Genomic DNA, 12,359 nt, shown 5'->3' with positions numbered 1-12,359 from the left:
CGCAGGCGGTCGCCCACGCCCCTCCGGGGCCTCAACACCTAGGAAATGCCTCTCATGAAGAACTCTCTGCAGAGACCGTGGCTGGCTTGTCTCATGGCCGGCGTCGCCCTCGGAGCCTCGACTGCCGCCATGGCGGCCAGCGACCGAGCATTCGTGCCGATGGGGACCGCAGATGCAGTAGATATCATCGACCTGGGCCGTCAGGAGGTGATATCGACCGTGACCGATACGATCAACACACACGGCTCCGCGCTCACTCCCGACGGTCAGCAGCTCATCCTTGGCAGTCTCACCCCTCAGGAAGCCGGTAGCGAGATCGCGCGCCCCGAGGGCGTGACGGAAGACGAGCACGCGGCCCATCATGGCGATGCCAGCACGGCTTCCATGGAGGAAGCGAGCACCGGCCTGCTTTACGTCGCCGACACCGCCACGAGCCGCATCATCAGGACCCTGGAGGTGCCAGGGCCCGTGCATCATGTGCTGGTCACGCAGGATGGACGCCATGCCGTCTCGACCCATCCCACCGGCGGAGGCATCAGCGTGGTGTCGCTGGAAAGCGGCCAGGTGATCGCCTCGGTACCCACGGGGCCGAACCCGAACTACCTGGTTCAGCATGACAAGGGCTCGATACTGGTCAGCAATGCGGGTAACGGCACCATCAGCGAGGTCGACCCCCTGCACTGGTTCGTGCGGCGCAACATGCGCGTCGGCGGCAGCCCGGAGCACATGGTGCTCTCGAAGGACGGCGACCGCCTGTACGTTAACGATAATACCGGAGGGAGAACCCTGGCGCTGAATCTCCCGACCGGGAGTGTGGCAGAAGAATATGAGATCGGCACGGCGCCTCACGGCATCGACCTGAGTCCGGATGGCCAGAGGCTCTATGCGACGAGTCAAGGCGATAATCGCATCGTCAGGATCTCCCTCAAGGACGGCACACGACATAGCGCCGAGCTGTCTCCGGCCCCTTACCATCTCGCCGTGGCGCCCACCGATGGCCGAGTTCTGGTCACCAGCCGCGTAGAACCCCACCTGTGGATCGTCGACCCGGATTCCCTCGAGGTGTTGCAGACCGTGGAACTGGGAGGCATCGGTCACCAGATATCTCTCGAGCCTTCGGGTTCTAGGTGAACCAGCAACAGGCGATTATCAAATCGCCCATTCCCGGGAGGCTGTAGGGCGAAGGCTCACCAAAGGGAAGCATGTGACAGGAGGTGACCATGCAACTGGTAGATAGTTCACGCTCCAGGAAAAGCAGATATCCTCCTTGAAAAGTGAAATATCATTCACTCATCCTTAGCAATTCTTGGAGAGAGGACGTGACCGAGATTCTAGCCGGCATCGTAACGTTCACAGGTGTTGTGATGCTGTTGGTTGCAGCGTTACTCGTCGCCAGGAAGTGGATGGTCGCTACTGGTCAGATAAACCTGTTTCTCAACGGTGACACCTCTCACCCCTTGGTCATCGAGCCAGGAAGAACGCTACTGGATACCTTGGCAAATCAAGAAATATACCTTCCAGCGAGCTGCGGTGGACGGGGTATCTGCGGAACTTGCAAAGTCTGCATACGCAAGGGCGCTGGCTCTCCCCTGCCGAGCGAGTTGTCCTTGGTAACGCTGGCCGAAAGACGCAAGGGGATCCGACTGGCTTGTCAAGTCAAGGTCAAGTCGGACATGGCCGTCGAGTTGCCAGCTGAATACTTCAGCGTTCGACAGTGGAAATGCCGGGTTCTCTCCAGCCGTAGCGTGGCCACTTTTATCAAGGAAGTGGTTCTGGAACTTTCTGATGGCGAATCGCTTCCCTTCCGCGCAGGTGGCTACGTCATCGTACAGTGTCCGCCCCACAAGCTTCACTACGCAGATTTTGACATTGATCCGCGATTTCAGGAACCGTGGAATAAACTTGACCTGTGGCAATACTCCTCTCACGTGAAAGAAGGCACAGAGCGGGCTTACTCCTTGGCAAATTATCCTTTGGAAAAAGGCATCTTGATTCTCAATGTGCGCATCGAGCTCCCACCGCCTTCACATCCGAAAGCACCGCCGGGGACCGTTTCTTCCTATTTGTTCAGTCTCAAGGCTGGCGACTCCATGACTGTAAGTGGCCCGTACGGTGAGTTTTTTGCCCGCGAAAGCGATGCCGAGATGGTGTTTGTTGGTGGTGGAGCGGGGATGGCCCCTATGCGCTCTCATATCTTCGATCAGCTTGAGCGTTTGCATACCAGTAGACGGATCAGTTTCTGGTACGGTGCCAGAAGCCTTCAGGAAGCCTTCTACGTAGAGGATTTTGACCGCCTGGCTGCTGAGCATGTGAATTTCCAGTGGATTTTAGCCCTTTCTGACCCACAGCCGGCAGATAACTGGCAAGGGGCACGCGGCTTCATCCATGAGGTAGTCCGGGAACGGTATCTGGCAAATCACCCTGCCCCTGAGGATATTGAGTACTACCTGTGTGGACCGCCAGCAATGATCGATGCCTGCGTGCTGATGTTGACAGACCTGGGCGTAGAACCGGAGAACATACTATTTGATAAATTCGGCTAAACATGCGTGCTGGCCCCGACCTGCAGTTCATGATTGATGAAGTTGCCGAGGCGACCAGCTCCCGGAACGATCGGCGAACGGGAGGCTGTGAAGTCGGTCAGCAGGAAGAAACCGAGGCGCTTGCGGGCAAACAGTCGGGCTTCGACCTGTAGACGGCACAGGCCGATACCCAGCAGCCAGGCCATGACAAGACGGGGCATCGGCACCGCCTTTTTCCGGAAAAGCATATATCTCGGCAGGAGTATTTCGCTTCGCCGCGGGCAACCTCAGAGCCACACCGAGGTTTTCAGCGCAGCATTGACTTGATATGGGTCAATGGTCATGGTCCGATTCTGGGCTATGGTGAGGGGTACATCCTTCCACAGGAGCCCTGCCGCATGGCTAGGCATGCCCCCTTTCCCAAGCATTCCACGCGGCCTGCCTCCGCGTGGCCTCGCCTTGGGATGGTCATCCTGCTGGGCATGGTGCTGCTGCTCTTCATTGCCGCCACGAAGGCGGATGTGCCCTCCTCCACCGCGTCTGGCCAGGTTGGCATCGAGCTTCACTCGGACACGCACTCGAACGCCGAACGCATCGACGCGGAACGTCCTCGGCCGCACTGTCACCATGGCCATGGCACTCGCCATGCCGGCAGCGCCCTGTTGCGCCAGGAACGCCCGGACCTCGAGTTCGAGCCCCTTCCCTTGAGCATGGCAACCCCCGTCATGGCACCTCGGCTTGTCACCGCCTGCGGCACGCCACGTGCCCTTCCCGCCCCATCGCCGGTTGCAGTCTACCTTTTGACTCAACGCTACAGGGTCTAAGTCATCCCCGTTTCCCTAGCCCCGCACGATTCCAGACGTCGACGCGCGGGAGGAACCCGTGCCCCGCCAAGAGAAAAACATGAACATTCGCAAGCACGCCCGCGGGCTCGGTGTGGGGCACGACTTAGCGGAAGTCACGATGAGGCATTTATGAACGCACTGTTTTACTTCCTGCTTTGGGCAGCGATCCTCTTCTTGATGATGCGCTTTGGCTGTGGAGCCCACGTCATGGGGCACCGCCATGGCAGGAGCAAGCATGGCGACGATAGTCCAGAGGATCCACACGCCACCGAGGGGCTGAAGTGGATTCCGCCAGCCGAGGACGTCGATCCCGTCTGCGGCAAGACCGTCAGAACCGAAAGGGCCAAGCCGAGCGTCCACGATGGCCACGTCTTTTACTTCTGCTCTCGTGACTGCCGGGAGCGCTTCGAGGCCGCGCCCGAACAGTATCTCGCACCTGCAGCAAAGGCCTTGCCTACCCAACCGGAGAACGAAGATGCCTGATGCCGATGTTCCGTCGACAACCAAGCCGCGTTACGGAACCCGCTTGCCGGTTCAGGCCACGCCACGGATTCCCGTGATCGCGCTCGGGATGAGCCTGGGGCTGTTTCTGGCAGTGACCTTCATCCTATGCGTCGGCTTCGACCTGCTGTTTCCCGACCAAGCGATGTATGAGAGTTGGCTGCGCCTGCTGCCTGGCTTCACCTGGCTGAGCTGGCCAAGTTTTTTCCTGGGCCTGGCTGAAAGCTTCGGCTACGGCTGGTACGTCGCCTTGGTCTTTGGCCCGCTCTACAACTTCTTTGTCACACGCCTCAACCGGCACAGTAGAGCATAGGCCATGAACGAAACCATCAATCATACCGGGGGCTGGGGCCTCGCACTGATCGTCGTCGTCTTGGTGTCCTGGTTCTTCTATCGCTATTTCGCACCGATGAACTGGCGCGAATGGGCCGGTGCCGGCGCGGTGCAGGCCTTTATCATCGCGCTTTACGCCGAGATGTATGGCTTTCCGCTCACCATCTATCTGTTGGTGCGTTTCTTCGGTCTGGATAGCGAGTCTGTCAGCGCCAGTCTCTGGTCGACGCTGGTGGGGCTGGGAGAAACCGGCATGCTTGTCTCCATGCTGCTTGGCTACGGGCTCGCGTTTACCGGCATCGGCATCTTTATCCAGGGCTGGCGGCAAGTGTACAAGGCACGGCGCGAGGGCCGCCTGGTGACCGGCGGACTATATGCCCTGGTACGGCATCCGCAGTACACAGGTTTGTTCATCGCCTTGTTCGGCGAAGGCGTAGTGCATTGGCCGACGCTATTCTCGGTCGGCCTGTTTCCGGTGGTCGTGCTTGCCTATGCTTGGCTGGCCCACCGCGAGGAACAGCAGATGCTGGCCCGGTTCGGTGACGCCTATCGCGCCTATCAGCGGCGAGTACCGATGTTTATTCCTCGCTGGGGGCAGTGGCGGAAGCTAGCGGATACTTCACGCAATACGCACGATGAGCCGGGGTTTCACTAACATGGATTCACACATCAAGGCATGCGTGGGGCGTTGATTCCATTCCACCGAAGATGCCGAAAGTTGACCGGGATCACGAGCCGCATGCTTTCAGCTCTATCTTATCTTGACCCTTGGGTTACCCGCAGGTTTTACCCTGTCATCAGGGCAGGATAATTCAATTCAACATGAAAGGAGATCCGACCATGTGGGGCGACATGATGGCGTATATGGGGAGTTACGGCTGGGGGCATATGCTCTTCGGCGGGCTCATGATGGTGTTGTTCTGGGGCGCCGTCATTGCCTTGGCCGTTCTCCTGGTGCGTGGCCTGACCCGAGGCCGGGGCGAGGCCATTTCTCAACAGCGGCCAACGGCACTGGACATTCTGCAAGAACGTTACGCCCGCGGCGAGATCGACCAGCAGGAATACGAGCAACGCAGGCGCGATCTGCGGCATTGACGACGCTGCACAGGCACCATGGCGTCCCTCACTCGCGGGAAGGAACACCCTGAGATACCACCAGCCAACGAAGGTAATGGAGACGGCTTCATGACTCAGCAGCACATCAAGCGACGCGAGCACTCGCATCACGGTAGGCTGAAGGAAGGCACAGATGCCGGCGCCATGAAAGGCACCGATCACAAGGCTTCGGCTTCCCAATACACCTGCCCGATGCATCCCGAGGTCGTCTCCGACCAGCCGGGTGACTGCCCGAAGTGCGGCATGTACCTCTTGCCCGTGGGAAGCGACGACGCTCAGGCGCCTTCCGATCATGGCAAGCATGCCCAGTGCCACGGAGATGCCACCGACCATGCGGGAAGCGAACCGGTGCGTGGCGGCAAGTACGACAAGGTGCCGGCCGGACATACCGGCGCCGTCTACACCTGCCCCATGCATCCCGAAGTGCGCCAGACCACCCCCGGTGCCTGCCCACTGTGCGGTATGGGGTTGGAGCTGGAATCGGCGGCGGTCGGCGATGAAGGGCCGAATCCCGAGCTGGTCGACTTTACCCGACGTTTCTGGGTCGCGGCCGTGCTCACGCTTCCGGTCCTGATACTGACAATGAGCCCTTACCTGGGCCTTGCGGCCATTCGCGACTTCTTCGGCGAGCGAAGCGCGATGTGGATCGAGTTCGCGCTCAGCACGCCGGTGATCCTGTGGTCCGGCTGGCCGTTCTTCGTGCGCGGCGTTAATTCCTTCCGCACCCTGAACCTCAACATGTTCAGCCTGATCGGGATGGGGGTCGGCGCGGCCTATCTCTTCTCGATCGTCGCGGTGCTGGTACCCGGCATCTTCCCCGAGGGTTTCCGCCGGGAAGACGGTACCGTCGGTGTCTATTTCGAGGCCGCGGCGGTGATCGTGACCCTGGTCCTGCTGGGCCAGGTGATGGAGTTGCGCGCCCGCGAGGGCACCGGCAAGGCGATCCGGGCACTGCTCGACATGGCCGCCAAGACTGCTCGGCTGATCCGGCCCGACGGCAGCGAAGAGGAGGTGGCGCTGGAAGACGTGCAGGTGGGCGATCACCTGCGGGTGCGGCCCGGAGACAAGGTGCCGGTAGACGGTGTGGTCGTCGAGGGGCGCTCCTCGATCGACGAGTCGATGATTTCCGGTGAGCCGGTGCCGGTGGAAAAAGTCGAAGGTGACAAGGTCACGGGGGCCACGATCAACGGCACAGGCAGCCTGATCATGGAGGCCACCCGCGTCGGTGCCGATACCATGCTCAGCCAGATCGTCGAGATGGTGGCTGCCGCTCAGCGCTCGCGCGCGCCGATCCAGAAATTCGCCGACAAGGTGGCGGGCACGTTTGTCCCCGCGGTCATTGGTGTCGCCATTCTCTCCTTCATCGCCTGGGCGATCTGGGGCCCGGCGCCGGCGCTGTCCTATGCGCTGGTCTCGGCGGTAGCGGTGCTGATCATCGCCTGTCCCTGTGCACTGGGCCTGGCCACGCCGATGTCGATCATGACGGCCACCGGGCGCGGCGCCCAGCTGGGGGTACTGATCAAGAATGCCGAGGCACTGGAGCGTTTCGCCAAGGTCGATACGCTGATGGTCGACAAGACCGGCACGCTGACGGAGGGCAAACCGAAGCTGGTGGCGGTGCTACCGGAGGCGGGGCATGACGAGGCCGAGGTGTTGCGCCTGGCGGCCAGCCTCGAGAAAGGCTCCGAGCACCCGCTGGCCGAGGCCATCGTCACCGGCGCCGAGGAACGCGACGTATCCCTCGCCGATGCCACCGATTTCGAGGCCGTGACCGGCATGGGCGTCAAGGGGGTCGTGGACGGCAAGTCGGTGGCCCTCGGCAACGCCAAGCTGATGGCCGAGCTGGGCCTCGACGGCGGCCGGATCTCCGAGACCGCGAACGCCCGCCGCGATGAGGGCGAAACGGTGATGTTCGTCGTGCTCGACGGCCAGATCGCCGGCCTGGTCAGCGTGGCCGACCCCGTGAAGGAGACCACACCCGACGCCCTGAAGGCCCTGCACCGGCTGGGATTTCGCATCATCATGGCCACCGGCGATAATGAGCGTACCGCCCGTGCCGTCGCCGGCCGGCTGGGTATAGACGAGATCCGCGCCGACGTGCTGCCCGAGGACAAGGCCCGCATCATCCGTGAATTGCAGGAACAAGGCCGCAAGGTGGCCATGGCCGGCGATGGGGTGAACGACGCCCCCGCCCTGGCCCAGGCGGATGTCGGTATCGCCATGGGCACCGGCGCCGACGTGGCGATCGAAAGCGCCGGCTTCACGCTGGTCAAGGGCAACCTCGACGGCATCGTCCGGGCCCGCAAGCTGTCGCTGGCCACCATGCGCAACATCAAGCAGAACCTGTTCTTCGCCCTGGTCTACAACGGGGCCGGAGTACCGATCGCCGCCGGGATCCTCTATCCGTTCCTCGGCATCCTGATCGGGCCGATGTTCGCCGCCTTCGCGATGAGCGCATCCTCGCTGTCGGTGGTGATGAATTCGCTGCGCCTGCGCCGGGTGAGGATCTGATCATGAATGACGAAAAGGGGTGACTGGAGCGAGGACCCAGCAAGGGCACCTTCTGGCTCATGGTAGCGCTCGCCCTGGCGGTGATGGGCTTCCTGCTCTGGGGGGAGCACAAGGTGCACCTGCTCGGTGCCCTGCCCTGGCTGATCCTGCTCGCCTGTCCGCTGATGCATGTGTTCATGCATGGAGGACACGGGGGTCATGGCGGACATGATGGCCACAAGGGAGGACGCGATGAGTGACGACGTACCCGCCTATGGCCTGTGGGGCCTGGTCATTCTCAACTCGGCGATCTTCATCTTCTTTACCTTCAGCTTCTTCAAGCCGCAGACGCGCCGCGACTGGCGCTCGCTCGGGGCCTTCAGCGCCTTCCTGGTGGCGCTGTTCACGGAGATGTACGGCTTCCCGCTGACCCTCTACTTCATCTCCGGCTGGCTGCAGTCGCGCTACCCGGAAGTGGACTGGTTCAGCCACGATGCGGGGCATCTGCTGGAGATGCTGTTCGGCTGGCAGGCCAACCCGCACTTCGGGCCGTTCCATCTGCTGAGCATGGTGTTCATCGCCGCGGGTTTCTGGCTCATCGCCGCCGGTTGGCGGGTGCTCTATGCCGCCCAGCGGCGGGGAGAGCTGGCTACCACCGGACTCTACGCTCATGTCCGGCATCCCCAGTATGCCGGCTTCGTGCTGGTGATGGCCGGTTTCCTGCTGCAGTGGCCCACCCTGCTGACCCTGGCCATGTTCCCGGTATTGGTGTGGATGTACTCCCGCCTGGCGATCCACGAAGAGCGCGAGGTAGCGCGCCAGTTCGGCGACAAATGGCAGACCTACGCGGCCAGCACGCCGCGATTCATTCCGCGTCTACGAGCCACTCACCCCAGTGGCCAGCGCCCGGTCGGGAGCCAATCATGACCACACTGGCACAGCAGGGGGCCGAAGAGCGCGCGGCGGGCCTGGTGACCGTCGGCGCCATGTTCGTGGCGCTGATGTTCGCCAACTCGCCACTGCGCGACTTCTACCAACTGGTGCACCATACCCCCGTGTCGGTTCAGGTCGGCACCCTGGGCATCGACAAGCCGTTGATCCTGTGGATCAACGACGGGCTGATGGTGTTCTTCTTCCTGCTGATGGGCGTCGAACTCAAGCGCGAGATGCTCGGTGGCCTGCTTGGCTCGGCCCGGCAGGTGGCGCTGCCAGCGATCGCGGCAGCCGGTGGCATGCTGCTGCCGGCGCTGGTCTACCTGCTCGTCAGTGGCACCGAGGGCATCGCCGCCCACGGCTGGGCCGTGCCCACTGCCACCGACATCGTACTGGCGTTGGCGGTGTTGTCGCTGTTCGGCGAGCGCGTGCCTCCCGCACTGCGGGTGTTCCTGATGGCCCTGGCGGTCTTCGACGATCTCGGCGCCATCGCGATCATCGCGCTGTTCTATACCGAGCGTCTCGCCGGGGAGGCGTTGTTGATTGCCGGTACGGCTCTTGCCGGATTCGTCCTCCTCAATCGCTTCCGGGTCACGCGCGCCATGCCCTATGTGCTGCTGGGGCTGGTGCTGTGGGTGGCGGTACTCAAATCCGGGGTCCATGCCACCCTGGCCGGCGTCGCCATCGCCCTGGCCATCCCCGCCAGAACGCAGGACGGCCGGCAGGAAGGCTCGCCCCTCGCTCGCACTTACCATGACCTGCGGCGCTGGGTCACCTTCGGGGTCGTCCCGGTATTCGCCTTCTTCAACGCAGGAATCGTGATACGAGCAGCAGGCGACGGCTTCAGTGACGTCTTCCTCGGAGTGGCCCTCGGCCTCTTGCTGGGTAAGCAGTTGGGAGTCTTCTCACTCGCCTGGCTGGCGATCCGGCTGCGCCTCGCCCGGCTTCCCGCGGGTGTTCGATGGTGCCATCTGTACGGGGTGGCCGTGCTGGCGGGCATCGGTTTCACCATGAGCCTGTTCATCGCCGGGCTCGCCTTCGATACCCCGGCGGCCCTGACCGCGGCCCGCCAGGGCGTGTTGGCCGCCTCGGCTATCGCGGCGCTGGTCGGCGCTGCGGTATTGGCGGTAACGCTGCCCCACTCGGCGGCCCCGCAATCCGAATCCAGGAGGCGATCATGAAACGCAGACGCTTTCTCGTCGGCGCGACGGTGGTGATCGGCGGCGTCGGGACGGCATTCACGGCCGTGCCATTCATTGCCTCCTGGCAACCCAGTGCGCGCGCCAGGGCCGCCGGCGCCCCCGTAGAGGTCGATGTCAGCAAGCTGGAGCCGGGGGAGCAGGTGACCGTGGAATGGCGCGGAAAGCCCATCTGGGTGTTGCACCGCACCCCGGAGATGCTTGATCGGCTGGCGACGCTGACGGACTCCGACAGACTCCGTGATCCGCTGGCCAAGGTGGCGACACAGCAGCCGGCCTATATCACCGGGCCGCTACGCTCGCTCAAGGAGGTGTATCTAGTGGTCATCGCGATCTGTACCCACCTCGGCTGCGTTCCCTCGTTTCGGCCCGAGCCGGGCTCGGTCGGCGACGACTGGCCGGGCGGCTACTTCTGCCCGTGCCACGGCTCCCGGTTCGGCTTCGCCGGCCGCGTGTTCAAGGCGGTGCCGGCGCCGACCAATCTGGAAATCCCGCCGTACCGCTTCCTGTCCAATACCCGGATCGAGATCGGCGTCGACCCTGAACCATCGACATCCTGACCATAAGAGGCAACATCCCATGCCAGCCAAGACATCGACCACCAAGGCTCGCCGCGCTCCGCGCAAGCGCCAATCCACCGCCCCGCAAGAGGCCACCGACCGGGTGAACCCACCCGAGCCCGGACCGGTCACCTCCCCGAGCCACCCGGCAGCGGAGCTGCTCACCTATCAGCTCGACCTGTGGCGACGCGGCGTGCGCTACCTGGACACGCTGCGTGAGCGCGCGAACAACATGCTCGAGCACGAGCGGGCCGGCATGCCGCCGCTGCTCGACTTCGACTACGAGACGATCCTCGACGCCCGCCGGCTGGAGCGCCCCGCCAACTATGCCCTGCTGCGGGTCACACGCGTGGGGGATGACTGCCTGGAGGACTGCCTCGATGCCAGCAAGCCGCCGGTGGTCATCGTCGATCCGCGCGCCGGCCACGGCCCGGGCATCGGCGGCTTCAAGCGTGACTCCGAGGTGGGCATGGCCCTCCACGAGGGCCACCCGGTCTACTTCGTGATCTTCTTCCCGGAACCCTTGCCCGGCCAGACCCTGGACGACGTGCTGCACGTCCTGCGCCGCTTCGTCGAGACGGTGGCCGCGCGTCACCCCGGCCAGCCGCCGGTGCTCTACGGCAACTGCCAGGCGGGCTGGGCCATCGCGCTGCTCTCCGCCGACTGCGAGGGCCTGGTGGGGCCGGCAGTGCTCAACGGCTCGCCTCTCTCCTACTGGGCGGGTGAATCCGGCGTCAATCCCATGCGGCTGGCCGGCGGACTGCTGGGCGGCGCCTGGATGACGCACCTGTTGGCGGACCTGGGCGATGGCCGCTTCGATGGCGCCCACCTGGCCGCCAACTTCGAATCGCTCAAACCGGCCAATACCCTGTGGCAGAAGGACTACCAGCTATTCGCCGATATCGACGGCCAGCGCGAACGCTTCCTCGACTTCGAGCGCTGGTGGACGGGCTTCTACGCGCTGAGCAAGGAAGAGATCACCGCCATCGTCGAGAACCTCTTCGTCGGCAACCAGCTCGAACGCGGGGAGCTGCAGGTCTGTCCGGGCTGCACCGTCGATCTCCGGCGTATCCGCAATCCACTGGTGATCTTCGCCTCCAGCGGTGACAACATCACCCCGCCCCATCAAGCGCTCAACTGGATCCCCGCGGTCTACCCGAGCACAGAGGCGCTCAAGGCCGCCGACCAGCACATCGTCTACCTGCTCAATACCCATGTGGGCCACCTGGGCATCTTCGTGTCCTCCAGGGTCGCGCGCCTCGAGCACCGGGCGATCCTCGAGAATGTCGGCGAACTGAACGACCTGGCGCCCGGCCTCTACGAGATGCGCATCGACAACCCCACCGGCGACCCCGACTGCCACAAGCCCCAGTTCCAGGTGCGCTTCGAGGAGCGCCGCGTGGAGGACCTGGAGTATCCCGACCAGGCCCCGGCATTCGACCGGGTGCGCGCCCTCTCCGAGCACAACGTGGCCCTCTACGAGACCTTCATCGGTCCCTGGGTTCGCCTGGCCGTCAATCCCTGGCTGGCGGAGACGCTGCGCCAGCTGCATCCCGCACGTACCAGCCGGCTGATGTTCTCGGAACGCTTCGCCCCCTGGATGACCGGCGTGAAGTGGCTGGCAGACGTGACAGAACCCGCACGGGAGCCGCTCGATGACGACAATCCCTTTCGGCAGTGGGAAGCCCTCGTGAGCGAGTCGATTGCCTCGGCACTGAGCCTTGCCGGCACCACCCGCGACAGCCTGTACGAGATAGGGTTTCGCAGCCTCTACGGCTGGGGGCTGCCGAGTGAGGACAAGAGGCAGAGCTGAGGCCGAGCCGGTTCACAGCAAATCCTGCAGAGCAAGTAGCCCATCAA

General features: G+C 63.3%; 13 protein-coding genes and 1 pseudogene. 13 read left to right on the top strand and 1 reads right to left on the bottom strand.

What is annotated here, in order from left to right; all coding sequences use genetic code 11:
- Positions 1–54: 54 nt before the first annotated feature.
- Positions 55–1,131 (top strand): YncE family protein, encoded by a 1,077-nt coding sequence (locus MKP05_RS05415; protein ID WP_240567374.1) that lies wholly within the window; start codon positions 55–57, stop codon positions 1,129–1,131.
- Between the two features lie 188 nt (positions 1,132–1,319).
- On the top strand, positions 1,320–2,543 hold the full coding sequence (gene nqrF, locus MKP05_RS05410) for an NADH:ubiquinone reductase (Na(+)-transporting) subunit F (RefSeq protein WP_338072338.1): 1,224 nt from the start codon (positions 1,320–1,322) through the stop codon (positions 2,541–2,543).
- 23 nt (positions 2,544–2,566) lie between these two features.
- On the opposite strand, the pseudogene MKP05_RS05405 reads toward nqrF, so the two are convergent.
- Positions 2,567–2,683: pseudogene (locus tag MKP05_RS05405) on the bottom strand (prolipoprotein diacylglyceryl transferase family protein); the annotation flags it as partial.
- A 303-nt stretch (positions 2,684–2,986) separates the two neighbouring features.
- On the opposite strand from MKP05_RS05405, the gene MKP05_RS05400 reads away from it, so the two are divergent.
- From MKP05_RS05400 to MKP05_RS05350, 11 genes are all read left to right on the top strand, one after another.
- A complete protein-coding gene (locus MKP05_RS05400) occupies positions 2,987–3,346 on the top strand; it encodes a hypothetical protein (protein WP_240567373.1) in 360 nt (119 codons plus the stop codon).
- Between the two features lie 150 nt (positions 3,347–3,496).
- The gene (locus MKP05_RS05395; RefSeq protein WP_240567372.1) at positions 3,497–3,850 is read left to right on the top strand and encodes a YHS domain-containing protein; all 354 of its coding nucleotides are present in this window, start codon (positions 3,497–3,499) and stop codon (positions 3,848–3,850) included.
- Positions 3,843–4,181, top strand: coding sequence for a DUF5676 family membrane protein (locus tag MKP05_RS05390; RefSeq protein WP_240567371.1), 339 nt, complete (start codon positions 3,843–3,845; stop codon positions 4,179–4,181). The genes MKP05_RS05395 and MKP05_RS05390 overlap by 8 nt, the downstream gene beginning before the upstream one ends.
- A gap of 3 nt (positions 4,182–4,184) precedes the next feature.
- Entirely contained in the window at positions 4,185–4,856 is a 672-nt protein-coding gene (locus tag MKP05_RS05385; RefSeq protein WP_240567370.1) for a methyltransferase family protein, read from the top strand.
- Positions 4,857–5,041: 185 nt separating this feature from the next.
- On the top strand, positions 5,042–5,296 hold the full coding sequence (locus MKP05_RS05380; RefSeq protein ID WP_110283549.1) for an SHOCT domain-containing protein: 255 nt from the start codon (positions 5,042–5,044) through the stop codon (positions 5,294–5,296).
- A gap of 90 nt (positions 5,297–5,386) precedes the next feature.
- A complete protein-coding gene (locus MKP05_RS05375) occupies positions 5,387–7,828 on the top strand; it encodes a copper-transporting P-type ATPase (protein WP_240567369.1) in 2,442 nt (813 codons plus the stop codon).
- A gap of 59 nt (positions 7,829–7,887) precedes the next feature.
- Entirely contained in the window at positions 7,888–8,067 is a 180-nt protein-coding gene (locus tag MKP05_RS05370) for a DUF2933 domain-containing protein (RefSeq protein ID WP_240567368.1), read from the top strand.
- Entirely contained in the window at positions 8,060–8,734 is a 675-nt protein-coding gene (locus MKP05_RS05365; RefSeq protein ID WP_240567367.1) for a methyltransferase family protein, read from the top strand. The genes MKP05_RS05370 and MKP05_RS05365 overlap by 8 nt, the downstream gene beginning before the upstream one ends.
- Entirely contained in the window at positions 8,731–9,921 is a 1,191-nt protein-coding gene (nhaA, locus tag MKP05_RS05360; protein WP_240567366.1) for a Na+/H+ antiporter NhaA, read from the top strand. The genes MKP05_RS05365 and nhaA overlap by 4 nt, the downstream gene beginning before the upstream one ends.
- Complete coding sequence (petA, locus tag MKP05_RS05355; RefSeq protein WP_240567365.1) at positions 9,918–10,499, top strand: ubiquinol-cytochrome c reductase iron-sulfur subunit; 582 nt, start codon at positions 9,918–9,920, stop codon at positions 10,497–10,499. The genes nhaA and petA overlap by 4 nt, the downstream gene beginning before the upstream one ends.
- A 19-nt stretch (positions 10,500–10,518) precedes the next feature.
- Positions 10,519–12,312, top strand: coding sequence for a DUF3141 domain-containing protein (locus MKP05_RS05350; protein ID WP_240567364.1), 1,794 nt, complete (start codon positions 10,519–10,521; stop codon positions 12,310–12,312).
- Positions 12,313–12,359 lie beyond the last annotated feature (47 nt).

The organism is Halomonas flagellata (assembly GCF_022487945.1).
Lineage (GTDB): Bacteria > Pseudomonadota > Gammaproteobacteria > Pseudomonadales > Halomonadaceae > Halomonas > Halomonas flagellata.
This window is presented reverse-complemented; position numbering and strand designations above follow the sequence as displayed.

What these genes read in the sequence shown, in the direction of transcription:
- MKP05_RS05415 (WP_240567374.1), top strand. Translation starts at nt 55, where the DNA reads ATGAAGAACTCTCTGCAGAGACCGTGGCTGGCTTGTCTCATGGCCGGC.
- MKP05_RS05400 (WP_240567373.1), top strand. Translation starts at nt 2,987, where the DNA reads ATGGTCATCCTGCTGGGCATGGTGCTGCTGCTCTTCATTGCCGCCACG.
- MKP05_RS05395 (WP_240567372.1), top strand. Translation starts at nt 3,497, where the DNA reads ATGAACGCACTGTTTTACTTCCTGCTTTGGGCAGCGATCCTCTTCTTG.
- MKP05_RS05390 (WP_240567371.1), top strand. Translation starts at nt 3,843, where the DNA reads ATGCCTGATGCCGATGTTCCGTCGACAACCAAGCCGCGTTACGGAACC.
- MKP05_RS05385 (WP_240567370.1), top strand. Translation starts at nt 4,185, where the DNA reads ATGAACGAAACCATCAATCATACCGGGGGCTGGGGCCTCGCACTGATC.
- MKP05_RS05380 (WP_110283549.1), top strand. Translation starts at nt 5,042, where the DNA reads ATGTGGGGCGACATGATGGCGTATATGGGGAGTTACGGCTGGGGGCAT.
- MKP05_RS05375 (WP_240567369.1), top strand. Translation starts at nt 5,387, where the DNA reads ATGACTCAGCAGCACATCAAGCGACGCGAGCACTCGCATCACGGTAGG.
- MKP05_RS05370 (WP_240567368.1), top strand. Translation starts at nt 7,888, where the DNA reads ATGGTAGCGCTCGCCCTGGCGGTGATGGGCTTCCTGCTCTGGGGGGAG.
- MKP05_RS05365 (WP_240567367.1), top strand. Translation starts at nt 8,060, where the DNA reads ATGAGTGACGACGTACCCGCCTATGGCCTGTGGGGCCTGGTCATTCTC.
- nhaA (WP_240567366.1), top strand. Translation starts at nt 8,731, where the DNA reads ATGACCACACTGGCACAGCAGGGGGCCGAAGAGCGCGCGGCGGGCCTG.
- petA (WP_240567365.1), top strand. Translation starts at nt 9,918, where the DNA reads ATGAAACGCAGACGCTTTCTCGTCGGCGCGACGGTGGTGATCGGCGGC.
- MKP05_RS05350 (WP_240567364.1), top strand. Translation starts at nt 10,519, where the DNA reads ATGCCAGCCAAGACATCGACCACCAAGGCTCGCCGCGCTCCGCGCAAG.